Genomic DNA, 16,121 nt, shown 5'->3' with positions numbered 1-16,121 from the left:
CACGAAATGATGATGAAACAATATAGCCTAAAATTTATGGTTTTTCTGCTGCTGGTATTGAACCTGGCCTGTAAACATGAAAGGGTAGTCCTTTTTGCGCCCAATCTTAACTTAAGGCCCGCAGGAGAATTTATCAACAACAATTATGAGTTCAAACTATTTAATGCTGCCCTGAAAATCACCGGATTATCAGAAGTGCTGAATGGTCCCGGGCCATTCACCGTTTTTGCACCAAGCGATCTGGCATTTAACAATATGGGCATCAGGACACCCGCTGATTTTCAGAAAATGAACCTGGACAGCCTGCGGGATGTGATGAAATATCATATTGTTGTGCAAAGAATGAGCAGTATGGATGTGGCTAAGAAAACAGTAGACAATCCATTTAACACCCTGTTAGGCCATCCGGTCTTATTAAGCCTTGGTAACGATATCGATTATGATTTTTATATCAATGGTTCCAAAATCATCAGAAAAGACATTGACCTCGCTAATGGGACATTAAATACGGTAGATAAGGTGATTAAATACCAGCCTGTTACGGTTAAAAAGTATCTCGAGAGTCAGGAAAGGTACCGCATTTTCACTGCCGCCTTAAAGAAATTCGGCCTGCTGGATCAATTGGATACACAAGGTCCGTGGACGGTACTGGCTTTGCCAAATTCTGCATTTGAAAAGCTGAGCATCAGTAAGGATGATATTGAAAAATTAAATCCGGCTTCTTTTAAAACGCGGCTTTTTGGCACTTACATTTTCAAGCTTCAGTTCTTCCGTTCCGATCTGCTCATTTTAACGAAAAGCGGAGGTTCAGGAGGTTATGACCCTTCCGGTGCTGCGGTTCGTGTTCCGATTCCCGGGGATGAAGAATACAGTCATGGCATGGCGGGCTATAACCTGTTTGTCATTAAAACGGAATATGGAAATGATCCGATTGTCAGGGAAACCACGACAGGTCCCGCCGACAGGATTGATTTATTATTTAAGAATGGGATCATACATGAAGCCGGAGAGCTGGTCATTTATCCCGAAGAAGCATTCATCAGACCCTAAACACGATTTAAAATATTGAATATGAAACTACATTTACTGATCATTTCAATGATGGTGCTGTTGTTATCTTCCTGTTCAAAAAAGGAATTTATGCCGGCACCAGAGGGAGAGAATATCCCTTATCATGAAACTAAAATGACAATTCAGGAGAACCTGGAAAGTTCTGCCTATACCTGTTTTTATACAGCATGGAGAAAAAGCAATATGGATAAAATCCTGAAAGCCTTAAATCCGAAGATCGCTGTTACTGTTTTTGTTCCGGACAATAAAGCATTTGAGGCTTTAGGATACAATATCGCCACGATTAACAGGACGCCGGCTGCTGTTTTAGACAGCTTATTGCTGTTCCATACCGCTAAAAATCAGATCTTACCGGAAACACTGGATCCACAATCGGCAAATTACCTCTTTCTGAGCTTGCTGGAGAATAAAAAGTACATCGAACGGTATGGGATGATGAATGGGGAAATGCGTTATTACCTCTATCGCCACTACTTTAATATAGAAAATAATAACGTACTGATCAATGGTAAAGTGTCCGGCAAAGCCGCTGACATTATGATCGGCACTAATGGTACTTTGATTCCGATCAATAAAGTGCTGAGCAGACCGGTTAAGGACATGCGACAAACGCTCGAAGAAGATGGAAGGTTCGGTTTATACCTGAGTATCCTGGCGCATGATGACGAGTTTTATAAAGAAATTTCCAGCTTTCCGGGCAATCAGCTGGATCGGTTTTTCAATAGAGAACCTTATGTCAGCTTCTCTTCTGTTTTTGCACCTACGGATGAGGCTTTCCATAAAGCAGGGATCCATTCGCTGGCTGATGTTGAAAAGCTAAACAGCCGGAGTGTTCCCTACATCCTGGAGGATTATTTTACCGTATCGAATTACCTGCCTGTCGACTCGGTATTGAACAATCATTTCTGGCAATACAGCGGGATTTATGTAAAAAATACAGACTTATCCTATAACAGCAGGTACATTTCCCCGGAACCGAATCCGATTTGCTTCTTTTCAAATGACCTTAAAAATGAAATCCTTGGTTCCTATGTCACCTTGTATAACAGTGAACGTTCCCGTGTGGTTCATTTAAATAACCTGGATTTTATCAGGAACGGGACCAGCCTTAAGGTCAGGGTTAAAGGCTCAGATGCAGAACCTGCCACTGTGATCGCTTCTGATATCCAGACTTTCAACGGAACCATTCATGTAGTAGACCGCCTGTTGATTCCTAAGGGGTTTAAATTTTAACCTATTTTATTCAAGATCTCATGATTAAAAGAAAAGAACTATTTGCGATTTTACTGACAGGAATCTGTTTACAGTCTTGCATAAAAGAGGCTGATTTTATTACCCCGGTAGATTACAATACGCTTGGTTATAAAATATCAGACAATTTCAATCTGTCGCTGTTCAGTGCTGCACTGAGCAGGAGCAGTAATGATAAGAAATTATTGCAACCTGGTCCCTTCACGGTTTTAGCGCCATCAAATCTGGCCTTTCAGTATTTTGGTTATTCCACCACTACTGCAGTAAAGACCGAAAGCCTCAGCAGGATGAGCAAAATTGCCACCTACCATATTCTGGAAGGAAAGTTTGAACTGGACAAGCTTCCATACCTGTTCAATCAGCAAATCGAATCCCTGGGCGGGAAATTGTTTGTCACGCATTGGATTAAAGGTACAGATACGGTCATCACCATCAATGGTGCGAAGCTGATCTTAAATAATATTCCCGGATCAAATGGATTGATCCAGGTGATCGATAAGGTGCTGGAGCCTTATCAGTTCGACGAACTCAACGATGCGATCGCCTCAGAAAATTCCATCACTTTATTTTCTCATGCGCTTCGTAAAACAGGGTTGACCAGCCTTCTTCAGAAAAACGGGTCATATACTGTTTTCGCGCCTTCCAATGCGGCGATGGCCGCTATCGGTTTTCGGAGCATTCAGGACGTCAATAATGCGGACAATAAAGTGCTGGAAGATTTGATCAGTTACCACATCGTGACCGACCGGAAATTCGTGTACGATTATATCCTAACTGCAGGAAAGTCCAATTCCAGTAAGCAAACCATGCTGAACGGTTACTCGGTGAATGTCAACCTCATCAGCGCTGCTCAGGATCCTCCGGGTGTGTTCAGCAAGATCAGCTTGCAGGGGCCGGGAAATACGGTTCCGGTACTGGTTGACCGGGCAGACCTGCTCAGTGGAAATGGTGTATTGCACATTATTAACGGCGTATTTAAAATTATCAGATAATGATTCAGAAGCGAACTTATTCCTCATTATACCTAATGAGTTTTAGCACAGTTATTTTTATGATCGTGTTATTTACCTTTTCCTGTAAAAAAGACAAAGAACTGAAAGGGGAACAAATACCTTTTAAAGTGGACAGTTATTACCCAAACAGTGGGAATGAAGGAACACTGGTGACGATTTTAGGAACCGGATTTGATACTAAAGCTGAAAATGTTTCCATCACCTTTTCAGGTCAGCAGGCAGATGTGATTGCTCTTCATGAAGACAAAATGATCGTAAGGGCCCCTAAAGGAGGCAAGTCGGGAATGATACAGATGAAGAGCGGATCCAATCATTCGGATATCGGATCGTATAAATATCAGCAGCTGAGCTTAAAGGAAATTTTCCCTACCAATGGTTCCGCAGGATCACACATCCGGATAATGGGCGAAGGATTCAGCAGCATCAGTAGTCCGGCAGTAGTTCTCATCAATGGAAAAGAATCCATTGTGGTGAGTGTAAGTGATACGGTATTGGTGGTTGAAGTACCGGAAAATGCAGGGACCGGACCTGTTCAGGTTAAGGTAAATGGATTTGAATCCACAGGTCCTGTGTTTCATTATCAAACGATAACGGGCATTAAGCCATTAACAGGAGGCAAGGGGACACATGTGACCATTAGCGGATCAGGTTTTGCTGCGGAGGCTGCGGGAAATACCATAGATTTTAACGGAAAACCGGCAACCGTCCTTTCTGCGAAAGAAAATGAGATCGTTGTGATTGCGCCTGAGGGCGTAGAAACGGGGCCGGTTTCGTTAACGGTCAATAAACAAAGAACATCGGGGCCTGATTTTACGGTCGTTCCTTTACCAACGATAGAATTTGTCAGCCCCCTGAGTGGGCCCGGAGGAACAGAGATGGTGATCAAAGGACTGACCTTTAGCCCAAACAAGGAAGAGAACAAAGTCTTGATCAATGGGGTGCCTGTACCCGTAACATCGGCCACAAATAAAGAGTTAAAGTTGATTATTCCTGGCAATACGGGGACTGGCGAAGTGAGGTTATCCGTAAATGATCAGGAAGTAACCGGGCCGAAATTCTTTGACCAGAGCCTGGGAATAAAAAGTATGACTCCTGATAACGGGCTTTCAGGTACAGAAGTTACGCTTACGGGAACAGGCTTCAGCAGCAATCCTTCGGAAAACATCGTGACCTTTAACAACATGACGGCAACGGTACTCTCGGCCACAGAAACGAAAATAACCATTAAAGCACCGGCAAATGTACTGACCGGAACGCTGAAAGTAAAGGTGGGTAACCTCGAAGCCATTGCGCCAAAACCATTCAGACGGGCAGGGGTGATCACCCTGGTTGGTGGTCCCGGAAGTACCAATATCGACCTCTCCACAAATGGAAGCATTGTTGTAGATGCCTCAGGGAATGTTTTTGCCATTGAAAATACCAAAAACAGGGTGCTTAAAATATCTCCTTCCGGACAGGTTGCTGTTTTTGCAGGGAGTTCAGGCGGACAGGCAGGTTTACAAAATGGAACCGGAACAGAAGCCCGCTTCAGGTTTGAGAATTTTGGTTCCCTTACCATCGATAAAAATCAGAACTTATATGTCGCAGATTATGGAAATCAGCTGATCAGAAAAATAAGTCCTCAGGGATTGGTTTCTACTTTTATGACGGGTGTAGGGAATGTTTTTGCCATGACCACTGATGCTTCCGGTAATATCTATGCCATGAGGGGGACCCAGAATGCCATGAGAATGACGCCGCAAGGAGATTTATCCTCTTTAAATGTTTCTTCCAGAAATTATACCCATCGTCCTGCCTTCGATCAGGAGGGTAATTTATATCTGAATCCTGATGATTTTGAGGTCTATATCAGCAAATATCTTTACCGGACCGATGGAACCGTACCTCAGCCACCCGTAAAATATTGGGCCGGAAATCCTGCTGAAACCGGTTATGCTGACGGGAAAGGAAGGGAAGTGAAGTTTACCTGGCTGAGGGGGATGCAGGTGGCAGATCAAAAGCTCTTCATTCTGGATTCTGATAATGCATTCAACATCTCGGTTCGCGAGGCAAATTTGCAAACCGGAGAAGTGGTTACGGTCATGAAACCGGTCAGAGGTTATCAGGATGGAAACCTTGATGTGGCCAGGTTCATCTCACTCCAGGATCTGGCGATTGATAAAGAGGGAGTCCTCTATATACTCGATAACTGGAATAACGCGATCAGAAAAGTCTATTTAAAATAAGCACCCACATATAGCGGATTTTCCCCCTTGATTTTGACAAAAAATCAAGGGGTTGGGGATCCCTTTGTCCAAAATTTTAGAATTAATACTTATAAACCATAAAACAACATGAAAATTAATTTAATCAGAGATCAGCTGTTCAGGGGGATGATCCGAAGCTGTTTTTTGCTTGCCCTTCTTGGGGTTTGCCGGCAGGAAGTGCAGGCCGGCCTCAAGGGATACCCGGCAAAATTGATACAGCAAAACATCAGGGGAAAGGTGACCGATGCACAGGGATTGCCCGTAATTGGTGCAACGGTTAACGTCAAAGGCTCAAATGTATATGCCATTACCGATAAAGATGGTGTTTACAGTATTCAGGCATCCGGCAATTCCGTACTTATGATCCGTTCTATCGGTTTTATTACCCAGGAAATTCAGGTAGGTGCCAGGACCACTATAAATGTCACGCTGGCGGAAGAAGTCGGTAAGCTCGGGGAGGTGGTCGTAACCGGTTATCAAACGGTAAAGAAAAGGCAGTTTACCGGAGCTTCGACTACCATTAAAGCTGCGGATGCCAAACGGGAAGGAATAACGGATGTCAGCAGGATGCTCGAAGGGCAGGTTGCCGGAGTATCGGTACAAAACGTTTCCGGAACATTTGGTGCTGCACCTAAGATCAGGATCCGCGGTGCGACTTCCATCAGCGGGGATAACAAACCTTTGTGGGTAGTCGATGGCATCATCCTGGAAGATGTGGTCAATGTGTCCAATGAGCAGTTGTCGACCGGAGACCCTTCCACCCTAATCGGGTCCTCTGTTGCCGGCCTCAATCCGGACGACATTGAGAGTTTTGAAATCCTTAAAGATGCGGCGGCAACTTCATTGTATGGCGCAAGGGCGATGAATGGCGTTATTGTCATCACAACAAAAAAAGGAAAGATCGGTACCTCAAAAGTTTCTTATACCGGGAACCTTTCTATGTATTTAAAACCTTCCTACGACCAGTTTAACATTATGAATTCCTATGACCAGGTTTCCATGTATGCGGAGATGGAACGTAAAGGATGGTTGAATTTCGGGGCAACATCAAGAATTGCCAATGGGGGGATTTATGTAAAGATGGCCGATTTGATCAATCAGTATGACGAATCAAACGGGCAGTTCGGACTTAAAAATGATCCTGTAAGCAGAAGGTCTTTTTTAGAAAGGTATGCAAATGCGAATACGAACTGGTTTGATGTGCTTTTTAAAAACTCCATGATGCAGGAACATGCGGTAAGTGTGTCTAATGGTACAGATAAAGCCCAACTGTACATCTCGACAAGTTACCTGAAAGACAATGGATGGACTGTTGGGGATAAAGTGGAGCGCTTCACCGGCAACGTGAGGGCCACATTTACGCCCAACGACAAGCTCAGTTATGGGTTAATTACACAGGGTTCTGTTCGAAATCAACGGGCGCCGGGAAGTTTAGGACGGGTGAGTGATCCTGTATCCGGACAGTTCAACCGGGATTTTGACATCAACCCTTTTAGTTATGCCCTGAATACCAGTCGCGCTTTAACGGCTTTTGATGAAAACGGCAACCGGGAATATTTCAGGAGAAATTTTGCTCCTTTCAACATTCTAAATGAACTGGAAAATAACAGCATCAACCTGAATTTCCTGGATTTTAAAGTTCAGGGAGATTTGAAATATAACCTGCTGAAAAATCTGAAGTATGCTTTTGAGGGGGCTTACCGGTATGCGAAAACGAATCAGGAACACAGCATCACTGAAAACTCAAATATGCCAATGGCTTATCGTGCTGATGGGGATGCCACCATTCGTGCGGCAAATAAGTTTTTATACAGGAACCCGGAAAATCCGGAGGCTGAACCGATTGTTGTATTGCCTTATGGAGGGTTTTACAACACGAATGACACTTATTTAAAAAGCTATAACCTTAGAAATTCCCTGGAATTTAATGAACGCTTTAATGAACTCCATCAGCTCAGGGTGTATGGCTTTTCTGAACTGAGGTATGCGGACAGACAGTTTAAAAATTTTAGCGGTTACGGCTATCAGTTTGACAAAGGCGGAATTCCTTATTTAGACCCCAATTTTGTAAAGATGATCGTAGAAGGCAATTCCGATTATTATGGAATGGAGCGCAGGAAAGACCGCTTTTTAGCCTATGGTTTGAATGCAGGATATACGTTTAAGGACCGTTACAATGTTGCCGGAACACTCCGGTATGACGGTTCCAACCTGATGGGAAAAACGAGAACTGCCCGTTGGCTGCCCACCTGGAACATTAGCGGATCATGGAATATCGATGGTGAGCCTTTCTTTCAGAAACAAAGTTTCCTGACCCGGGCCACTTTAAGGGCCAGTTATGGCCTTACCGCGAGCAGTGGCCCGGCCACAAACTCCAGTGTGGTGTTGCTGAACGCAGCAACAAACCGTCCCTATTTAAGTGAACGGGAATCGGCCATCAACATCATCAACCTGGAGAACTCAGAATTAACCTGGGAAAAACTCTATAAAACGAATATTGGGTTTGATGTCAGCATGGCTAATAACGTTGTGACCCTCGGGATGGACTATTACAACCACAAAAGTTACGATCTGATTGGTCTGATCCGGAATGGCGGTGTTGGTGGTGAAGCGGTTAAGGTGGCCAATTATGCAGATATGGATGCACATGGCGTAGAGTTTACGTTGGGGACAAAAATACTGGACCACGCTGCGCTGAAATGGAATGCGCAGCTGAATTTTGGCTATAATAAATCGGTTATTACCAACCTGAGAAATGAACCGAATATCTGGTCTTTGATCGGACCTGATGGAGGGGCGAAAGAAGGGTATCCGCAAAGGGGGCTATTCTCCTTAAAGTATGAAGGCCTGAATAAAGAAACAGGAGTGCCGAGATTTTTAAATGAAGATGGAGTGGTAAGCGATGCGGTGTATCTGCAAAGTCTAAAAACAAGCCATTTGGTTTATCAAGGTTCGATTGACCCTAAGCTTACGGGAGGTTTTTTCAACAACATCAGCTATAAAGATTTCAAACTTTCTGTCCTGATGACCTTCAGTGCGGGAAATGTGATTCGCTTAAACCCGGCGTTCAGCAGTGCCTATTCTGAGTTGAATGCTACTCCGGAAGAGTTTATCAACAGATGGATCCTGTATGGAGATCATGCCACGCCTTCGGTTTTAGACAAAAGAGGTGAAGCCCAGCTGATCAATTCATTCCCTTATAATAATTATAACTATTCCACAGAACGTGTAGCTAAGGGGGATTTTATCAGACTGAAACAGGTGAACCTTTCCTATAACCTCCCTGCGAAGCTGAACTCAAAGTTAAAGCTGTCCAATTGTTCCTTAAGTCTGGTGGCGAATAACCTGTGGCTGATCTATTCAGATAAGGCATTAAATGGTCAGGATCCGGAATTTTTCAGCTCCGGAGGGGTCGCTATGCCTATTCCCAAGCAGTTTACCTTATCCTTAAAAGTCGGACTATAAAATTATTAAAATGATCAAGATTAAATTCAAAAACAGCATTGTACTGGGAATTGCAGGTGTATGCCTGTTCTCCGGCTGCAATAAATTCCTGGATGAAAGTCCGGACATGCGGACAGAACTGAATTCTCCGGAAAAGATCGGAGAGTTGCTGGCCACTGCTTATCCTCAGGCGAGTTATATCTCTTTTACAGAATCGATGTCGGACAATGTAGCGGATAAAGGCTCCGGTAATGTCGACCTGGCGAATAGTTCTCCATATTTCTTTAAAGACGATAAAAGTCCGGACGCGGATGCCCCCATCGGGTATTGGAACGCTTCCTATAAAGCGATCTCAGCGGCAAATCATGCTTTGGAGGTGATTGACAAACAAGCTAACGATGATAGGTACAAAGCCTATAAAGGCGAGGCTTTGGTCGCCAGGGCTTATGCACATTTTATGTTGGTGACCCTGTTTTCAAAACCCTATTCGCCACAGACTTCCGCTGTTGATCCGGGGATTCCTTACGTAACGGCCACCGAAAAGATTGTACTGGGACATTACCAGCGTAAAACCGTAGCCTATGTGTATGAGATGATTGAAAAAGACCTTAAAGAAGGTTTGCCACTCATCAATGATGCGAAGTATAAGGTTCCTAAATACCACTTTACACGTGCTGCGGCAAATGCTTTCGCTTCCCGTTTTTATCTCTTTAAAAAGGATGCGGCAAATGCGGTTAAACATGCGAACGCTGTATTTTCCAGTGCCAGTCTGAGTGCCTATTTAAGGCCGGTAAACAGTACTGCCTACCGTAGCTTTCAATATCGGGAACTGGAAGCCCAATACACCAGAGCAGACAATCCGGCAAATATTTTATTGATTGAAACTCCTTCTGCATGGGGAAGAAGTTATCCCTCTTTCCGCTATGGCTTTACTTCTGATCTGATGAATAAACTTACCGGTGGTACAAATGTGACCGGAGGAACCTGGGCCTATAACATTTATGGAAATGAAACGAGCCTCAATATTCCAAAATTCAGGGAGCATTTTGTCCGCCTGACCTTAAACGCAGAAAGCGGAATTCCTTATAACATGATCCCTGTTTTCAGTACAGAGGAAGTGCTGTTCAACAGGGCAGAAGCCAATGCGATGATGGGCAATTATGAAGCTGCCCTGGCAGACCTCAATGATTACATCGCCAGTCGTTTTATCATCAGTTTCAGCAATCCTGTGTATGATCCCGGAATGGCCATTACCATGGATAAACTGATCACATTTTATAATTCGGCCGACCGCGAGCAGGTACTGATCAATTGTATCCTTGAATTTAAACGGGTGAATTTCCTCTTTGAGGGACAACGCTGGTTTGACATCATCAGACATGGACTCCCTGTAGAACATAAAACCTCAAAAGGAGAAATTTTAATCTTAGGCCCGCAACACCCGCAAAGGGTATTTCAAATTCCTGAAGAAGCACAAAGCTCTGGCCTGGAACTGAATCCACGATAAAAAAGAAATCAATATGAAACTAATGTATATATACACACCCTTTATTGTTCTCATTTTGTGTGTGTTGAGTTGTAAAAAAGACGAGGCCTTACCAACCACACCTATTGTTGGTCTGGGCGGGGAAACCTGGACAAAAGGCCCTTTAGATTTTTGGGTAGACAAGAACTTTGTGGAACCCTACAATATAGAGGTGAAATACAAATGGGACCCCTATGAATTAAACTATGCGAAGAACCTGGTTCCGGTATTGGAGAGCAGGGTAGAACCGGTGATGTCGGCAGTGAGGGACATTTATATCAAACCTTATGAGGCCGTTGCCGGTGCAGATTTTATTAAAAAATATTCGCCCAAATTGTTTCAGCTGGCCGGAAGTGCAGAGTACAACAGCGACGGGACCATCGTACTCGGACAGGCAGAGGGAGGACGGAAAATCGTGCTGATGGTGGTGAATCAATTCGATAAAAAGAATGTAGCTGAGGTCAAAAGGATGCTCCACACCATTCACCATGAGTTTGCCCACATTCTTCACCAGATCCGGGCATATCCGGTGGAGTGGAAAGGATTAAATCCCGACAGGATTACGGCAACCTGGTTCAACACGACAGACCTGGAAGCCAATACACAGGGACTGGTAACTGCCTATGCAAAGGCAAGTCCGGATGAAGATTTTGTAGAAACAGCAGCCATACTTTTGGTTTATGGACAGGCATATTTTGATGACATCGTGAACGATTTCTTTGTTCCTGAATCATCAAAAAAGATCCTCAGACAAAAGGAGGCCATTATTGTAGATTATTATAAGCGCGTGTACAACATTGACTTTAGAAAACTACAGGAGGCGACCAGGCTGGCCATTATCAATTTCACCAAATAGCGCAATTACTGATTATGAAAAAAATACTTTTATACCTGCTGCTGTTTCCTTTGATTTTTTCTTGCAAAAAGGATGAAATCGCAGACGAACAGCGCCCTGATTACAGATTAACAGAGGCGCTGACTAAATACAATGACCTTTTGAGTGGATCGGCCAATGGCTGGAAGGGGCATCTTTTCCCTGCTGGCGGTGGGGGATACGGATTTCTGTTTAATTTTAACGGAAAGAATAGGGTCGAGATGCTGGCCGATATTGATGAAGAGAGCGGACTCAAGCTTTTTGAAAGCTCTTATCGCCTGAAGGCAACCACATTGCCATCCATTTATTTCGATACTTATTCTTACCTGCATTTACTGGCAGACCCTGATCCCGGAGTAAATGGTGGTCAGCCAGGATGGGGACTGTATTCTGATTTTGAATTTTCAATTCTTGAAAGCAGCGCAGATACGATCAAATTGAAGGGGAATTTGAATGGAAGTACCTTGGTTCTGGTGAAAGCATCTGCAACTGAAGCTGCGGCTTATAAAGCAGGTCATTTAAATGTGCTTAAAAAGAATATCGCCGATTATCTGAATGCCAATTCCTTTAATTACATCGAAACGGCGAAGCACAATACCATTGCATTCAACCTGAACCTGAACAGCAAAAAACTCATCCTGAGTTACGACAGTTCGGGTATCTTGAAAACGAAAAATATTGGATTTGCATTTTCAGGATTGAACGATCTGGTGTTGTCAACAACTGTGAATATTGAAAACCTGGTGTTCAATAAGGTCCGGATTGCTGAGGATAAGGGTTCTTTATCGCTGGTTCATAAAGATCAGGTCATACCGGTACAGGTTTCCAATGCTCCTTTATTTTCTTTTGATCAGATGCTTGGCGTACAATTCAGCAGTATTGTGCTTCCGTTTGAAGAAACGGTGGCCGGCACGGGATCAGATTACAATACGATAAGGAACAGCGTGCTCCTGAACGCCAGAAATTCATTGTCGCCGGGCAGTACATTTCCGGAGCTGAGAATTTCATTTAATACGGTTGATAAGACCATGGTGCTGGATTTAATCATTGTCCAGGGCGCTGAGGTGTTTCATGCGAGGTATGCTTTTTACTATACCAAAAAGGGAGAATCCTATGCCTTTGAATATGTAGGCGCCATTGATGGAAATGCAATTTATCTGGAAACGGTATTTAAACCTTTCATTACGGGTATGACCGGAGGAACTTTCAAATTTGACTACGAACATGGACAGGCCAATTTAATGGGTTCAGGGACGAATTCTATAAAGCCTGGATTTAAGTTTATCGGTTATTTACGCTAACAAAAAAACAGTATACAAATGAAAAATATATGGATCATCATCTTTTTAGGGAGCTTATTATTCAGCTCTTGTAAGAAAGACAGCAAGGAGGCCTATGCGGTAGAAAAGGTATTTCCAAATTCCGAGGAAGTATTTAACGACTTTAAAAAGGCAATAGTAAACGGACAATCGGTATGGAAGGGTACTTTAAGACCGAAATCCGGCAAAGTATATAGCTTGTACATCAACCTGACGGCTAAAGGGGTAGTGAGTATGATGGCCGATCTGAGTCCCGAAAGCGGATCTGTTCCCAAAACCTCAAAGTTTAGTTTAAGGTCGGAAAAGACAAATGCGATCATCAGTTTTTCTGAAGGAACTTATCTGGATTCTATTTATGTGAAGAAAGGAAGGGATGTGATTGCTGCGGATACCAGCTATTCCTTCAGTTATAAAAAAGGGGATACGATTATGCTCGTTGGAAACAGGTATGGTGATGAATTGAAATTGACGACTGCAAATGTTCAGGAACGCAATGACTTTAATGCAGGTGAGCTGGGGAAATCATTACGGTCTGTAAGTCAGTTCTTTTACAATAAGCCCTTCTATTCTGTCATTACTGCCGGTGGTTATGCGGTTCAATTTGCCGTTAACCAGTTGAACCGGTCTGTGATTGCGAGTTATGTCGATAAAAATCAAGTCCAGTCGACCTCCGCAGATTTTGCTTATGGCATCAATAAAATTCAGTTTAAAAAACCGATCCGTTTAGGGAATAAATGGGTTTATGAATTGTTTTTTGATCCGGTTAAGGCGGTGTTTTATCTGGAAGATGGATCGGAGCGGATCTCTTTTGTGGGTTCTAATATGCCGGTCATCCCCCTACATCTTTTTATGGGAAATGGTTTCCCTTCTGAATTGTCGATACCTTCTCCCTTTTATGTGACCCAACTTCCGGGCTGGTCGGAATCTTACTATTATGCCTGGGCGATCGCGACCTCTGAATTAAATTACAGTCCGTACCAGGGATTTTTGCTGGTCACTGATTTTGATTTCTCTGACAAAAAGAATGTAATGAACTTCAATGTTTATTTCGATATAAATGGCACGCTCTACAAAGGGGCATTCCCTTTCGCTTACACAAAGACAACGGATGGGACTTTTACATTCAAGGCATTGCCGCTGAACCTGAAAGATCCGGTTCAGGCCAACGCCGATGTGATCAAAACCTATGTGGAAATTCTGGTCAGAGTTGTGGGCAACCACCGCTTTAAGCTCGACTACTATGATACGCCAAATGGTCTTTTAGGACAGTTTATCAGTCAGGACGACCCGGATATGTATTTTACGGGTGTGATTGGAAGTATGGTGAATTAATTGATGCGCTTTAAATGGTGAGACAGCTTTGTTTCACCATTTAATTTGTGTCACCATTTAAAGTACATGATAAACAGAATTTTAGAAATATCGCCAAAATGCTTGCGGAAATACCGTACTGAGGAACTCATCTGATTGCGTACGGTATGCACGGAGAGGTTCATCTTTTCTGCAATTTCCGCATAAGACAGGTTTTCATTCCTGCTTAAATGGAAAATTTTTCTTCTTTGCTCCGGCAAATTATTGAGGATGTCATTATAGCTTTTCTCCAGTTCTTTAAAGACGAGGTTGCTGTCTGCGGAAGGATGTGAGTTTTCCAGATTGTCTTCAAATAGCTCTAAAGGCTGGGTAATGATCCGGGCCTTTCTCCAATGGTTATAAACCGCATTTTTTACAGACCTGAAAAGATAAGGCAACAGTTCGTTTTCTATCACGATGTCCCCTTTTTTCTGCCATAAGCGCAGCATCACATCCATCGCTAATTCTTTGGCAATATCTTCATCCTGAATTAAACCATATCCGAAATTATAAAGGAGTTTGAAGTAGCGGTCAAACAAGAGATTGAATGCTTTTTCGTCATTTAACCTGCACCTGTTTAAAAGCTCCTGGTCGGATAGATGATTTAATGGTTTATTCATACGCTTTTAATTATAGTGCAGATTTTTTTAAGTAAAATGGGGCTTTCCCAAACATACAAAATTATCAGTGCTTTTCAAGCTTTGCTTTCAATTATAATGCGGTTAAAAGTATGTTTAGGAGGAGGTTATGAAGAGATCTCAAACAAAAAGGCGCCAGGGATAAAGCGCGATTTAACAAGGAAGATAACTGATCTTTTGAGGAGATAAAATCTAAAGAAAAAAGCCTATTTCAATAATAATTTGGAATCAACAAACTAATTGCTATTTTTGCCACCCACAAGTCACGAGGGGGATTAGCTCAGCTGGCTAGAGCGCTTGCCTGGCAGGCAAGAGGTCAGCGGTTCGACTCCGCTATTCTCCACCCTTCAAAAGCCTTTCAGTTCATTCTGAAAGGCTTTTTTGTTGAATTTGGTTTTTATTTTTTGTTCTCTTTCCTAAGATTTGCTTTGCCTGTAAATGCGGTAAAATCCTCCTCCATTTCTTATCAGTATAGGGGCGTTTGCGTTCATCGCTATTTTGTTATGCTCCGGCATCATTCTGGATACCTGAGCAGAGGGTAGTTTATTTTTCTTTTCAAAAAAAAAGCGTTTGTGAATGCAATTCTGCTTATTAATATTGATGCCGTTCAGGTTATGGCTAACAAATCGTTAACATACATTTAATCTGCCGTTATTTACCCGTGCCGTACTTTTGGTGGAAATGAAATTGGTCGAAATGCTCCCACCTCCGAAAGACGAACGTGAATTGATTAGCCTTTGGAAAAATGGAGACGAAAGTGCATTCAACCAGTTATTTAAACTTCATTTTCATAAACTGCTCCGCTTTGCTTCCCGTTATACTTCTGACGCTGAACTGGCTAAGGAAATTGCCATGGACGTGATGTTCAGGACCTGGCAAAAAAAAGAAGACCTGGCCGAAGATCGACAAAGTCTGGAACCCTTTCTTTTTCACTTGCTGAAAGCAGCGATAGTGGATCAGTTCCGAAAGAAAACCCTCCCTTTATTGCCGATTGAGCAAATGTCCAGCGAGCCCGTTTCTGTTGAGCAGGCTGATGACCTGGTTCAGTACCGTGAACTTAATACCTTATATCAGGAAAGCCTGAACCGCCTGAGCCCTCAGAGAAGGTTGGTATTTGAAATGCGTCAGCAGCAAGGAATGAGCTATCAGGAAATAGCTGCTGAACTTGAGATTTCTTCCAAAACGGTCAACCGTCACCTTACGGATTCTTTTCATACCGTTAGAAACTTCATGCGCAAAAACGGAGAGATGGCCTTGTTTTTTCTGTCCACTATCGGAATCTCTGGTTTTAATTAATTTTTTTGTAGTTCATTATCAGTTGTTTATGTGGTTTTTTAAAAAAGATCCTCATTTCCCTTGGGTATAAATTCTGTTTCTTACGGTATGTATG

At 43.0% G+C, this 16,121-nt stretch carries 11 protein-coding genes and 1 tRNA gene; 11 read left to right on the top strand and 1 reads right to left on the bottom strand.

The features are described 5' to 3' along the window. Positions 1-6 precede the first annotated feature (6 nt). The 9 genes from DBR43_RS32360 to DBR43_RS32320 all read left to right on the top strand — a co-directional run bounded on the left by DBR43_RS32360 (position 7) and on the right by DBR43_RS32320 (position 14,075). Positions 7-1,050 (top strand): fasciclin domain-containing protein, encoded by a 1,044-nt coding sequence (locus tag DBR43_RS32360; RefSeq protein ID WP_124587499.1) that lies wholly within the window; start codon positions 7-9, stop codon positions 1,048-1,050. 21 nt (positions 1,051-1,071) lie between these two features. After that, positions 1,072-2,304 carry a fasciclin domain-containing protein gene (locus tag DBR43_RS32355; RefSeq protein ID WP_124587498.1) on the top strand — a complete coding sequence of 411 codons (1,233 nt, stop codon included), beginning with the start codon at positions 1,072-1,074 and terminating at the stop codon, positions 2,302-2,304. 20 nt (positions 2,305-2,324) lie between these two features. Next, the gene (locus tag DBR43_RS32350) at positions 2,325-3,314 is read left to right on the top strand and encodes a fasciclin domain-containing protein (RefSeq protein WP_124587497.1); all 990 of its coding nucleotides are present in this window, start codon (positions 2,325-2,327) and stop codon (positions 3,312-3,314) included. Positions 3,315-3,349: 35 nt separating this feature from the next. After that, positions 3,350-5,560 (top strand): IPT/TIG domain-containing protein, encoded by a 2,211-nt coding sequence (locus tag DBR43_RS32345; protein ID WP_158622656.1) that lies wholly within the window; start codon positions 3,350-3,352, stop codon positions 5,558-5,560. Between the two features lie 108 nt (positions 5,561-5,668). Continuing rightward, positions 5,669-9,046 (top strand): SusC/RagA family TonB-linked outer membrane protein, encoded by a 3,378-nt coding sequence (locus DBR43_RS32340; RefSeq protein ID WP_124587495.1) that lies wholly within the window; start codon positions 5,669-5,671, stop codon positions 9,044-9,046. Between the two features lie 10 nt (positions 9,047-9,056). Beyond that, positions 9,057-10,532 (top strand): RagB/SusD family nutrient uptake outer membrane protein, encoded by a 1,476-nt coding sequence (locus DBR43_RS32335; RefSeq protein ID WP_124587494.1) that lies wholly within the window; start codon positions 9,057-9,059, stop codon positions 10,530-10,532. A 22-nt stretch (positions 10,533-10,554) separates the two neighbouring features. Continuing rightward, a complete protein-coding gene (locus DBR43_RS32330) occupies positions 10,555-11,406 on the top strand; it encodes a putative zinc-binding metallopeptidase (RefSeq protein ID WP_233603306.1) in 852 nt (283 codons plus the stop codon). Between the two features lie 14 nt (positions 11,407-11,420). Then, entirely contained in the window at positions 11,421-12,725 is a 1,305-nt protein-coding gene (locus tag DBR43_RS32325) for a DUF4302 domain-containing protein (protein ID WP_124587492.1), read from the top strand. An 18-nt stretch (positions 12,726-12,743) separates the two neighbouring features. Beyond that, the gene (locus DBR43_RS32320) at positions 12,744-14,075 is read left to right on the top strand and encodes a DUF4302 domain-containing protein (protein ID WP_124587491.1); all 1,332 of its coding nucleotides are present in this window, start codon (positions 12,744-12,746) and stop codon (positions 14,073-14,075) included. Between the two features lie 50 nt (positions 14,076-14,125). On the opposite strand, the gene DBR43_RS32315 is transcribed toward DBR43_RS32320, so the two are convergent. Continuing rightward, complete coding sequence (locus DBR43_RS32315; protein WP_124587490.1) at positions 14,126-14,713, bottom strand: RNA polymerase sigma factor; 588 nt, start codon at positions 14,711-14,713, stop codon at positions 14,126-14,128. Between the two features lie 287 nt (positions 14,714-15,000). On the opposite strand from DBR43_RS32315, the gene DBR43_RS32310 reads away from it, so the two are divergent. Both DBR43_RS32310 and DBR43_RS32305 read left to right on the top strand, forming a co-directional pair. Next, positions 15,001-15,074 (top strand) — tRNA-Ala (locus tag DBR43_RS32310). Positions 15,075-15,427: 353 nt separating this feature from the next. Continuing rightward, positions 15,428-16,027 carry a sigma-70 family RNA polymerase sigma factor gene (locus DBR43_RS32305; RefSeq protein WP_158622655.1) on the top strand — a complete coding sequence of 200 codons (600 nt, stop codon included), beginning with the start codon at positions 15,428-15,430 and terminating at the stop codon, positions 16,025-16,027. The last annotated feature ends 94 nt before the right edge of the window (positions 16,028-16,121 follow it).

Source organism: Pedobacter sp. KBW06 (genome assembly GCF_003852525.1).
GTDB lineage: Bacteria > Bacteroidota > Bacteroidia > Sphingobacteriales > Sphingobacteriaceae > Pedobacter.
The sequence above is the reverse complement of the archived record's forward strand: the minus strand, read 5'-3'. Positions and strand labels throughout refer to the sequence as shown.

Coding starts and splice junctions, on each gene's coding strand:
- DBR43_RS32360 (WP_124587499.1), top strand. CDS start 7: ATGATGATGAAACAATATAGCCTAAAATTTATGGTTTTTCTGCTGCTG.
- DBR43_RS32355 (WP_124587498.1), top strand. CDS start 1,072: ATGAAACTACATTTACTGATCATTTCAATGATGGTGCTGTTGTTATCT.
- DBR43_RS32350 (WP_124587497.1), top strand. CDS start 2,325: ATGATTAAAAGAAAAGAACTATTTGCGATTTTACTGACAGGAATCTGT.
- DBR43_RS32345 (WP_158622656.1), top strand. CDS start 3,350: ATGAGTTTTAGCACAGTTATTTTTATGATCGTGTTATTTACCTTTTCC.
- DBR43_RS32340 (WP_124587495.1), top strand. CDS start 5,669: ATGAAAATTAATTTAATCAGAGATCAGCTGTTCAGGGGGATGATCCGA.
- DBR43_RS32335 (WP_124587494.1), top strand. CDS start 9,057: ATGATCAAGATTAAATTCAAAAACAGCATTGTACTGGGAATTGCAGGT.
- DBR43_RS32330 (WP_233603306.1), top strand. CDS start 10,555: ATGTATATATACACACCCTTTATTGTTCTCATTTTGTGTGTGTTGAGT.
- DBR43_RS32325 (WP_124587492.1), top strand. CDS start 11,421: ATGAAAAAAATACTTTTATACCTGCTGCTGTTTCCTTTGATTTTTTCT.
- DBR43_RS32320 (WP_124587491.1), top strand. CDS start 12,744: ATGAAAAATATATGGATCATCATCTTTTTAGGGAGCTTATTATTCAGC.
- DBR43_RS32315 (WP_124587490.1), bottom strand. CDS start 14,713: ATGAATAAACCATTAAATCATCTATCCGACCAGGAGCTTTTAAACAGG.
- DBR43_RS32305 (WP_158622655.1), top strand. CDS start 15,428: ATGCTCCCACCTCCGAAAGACGAACGTGAATTGATTAGCCTTTGGAAA.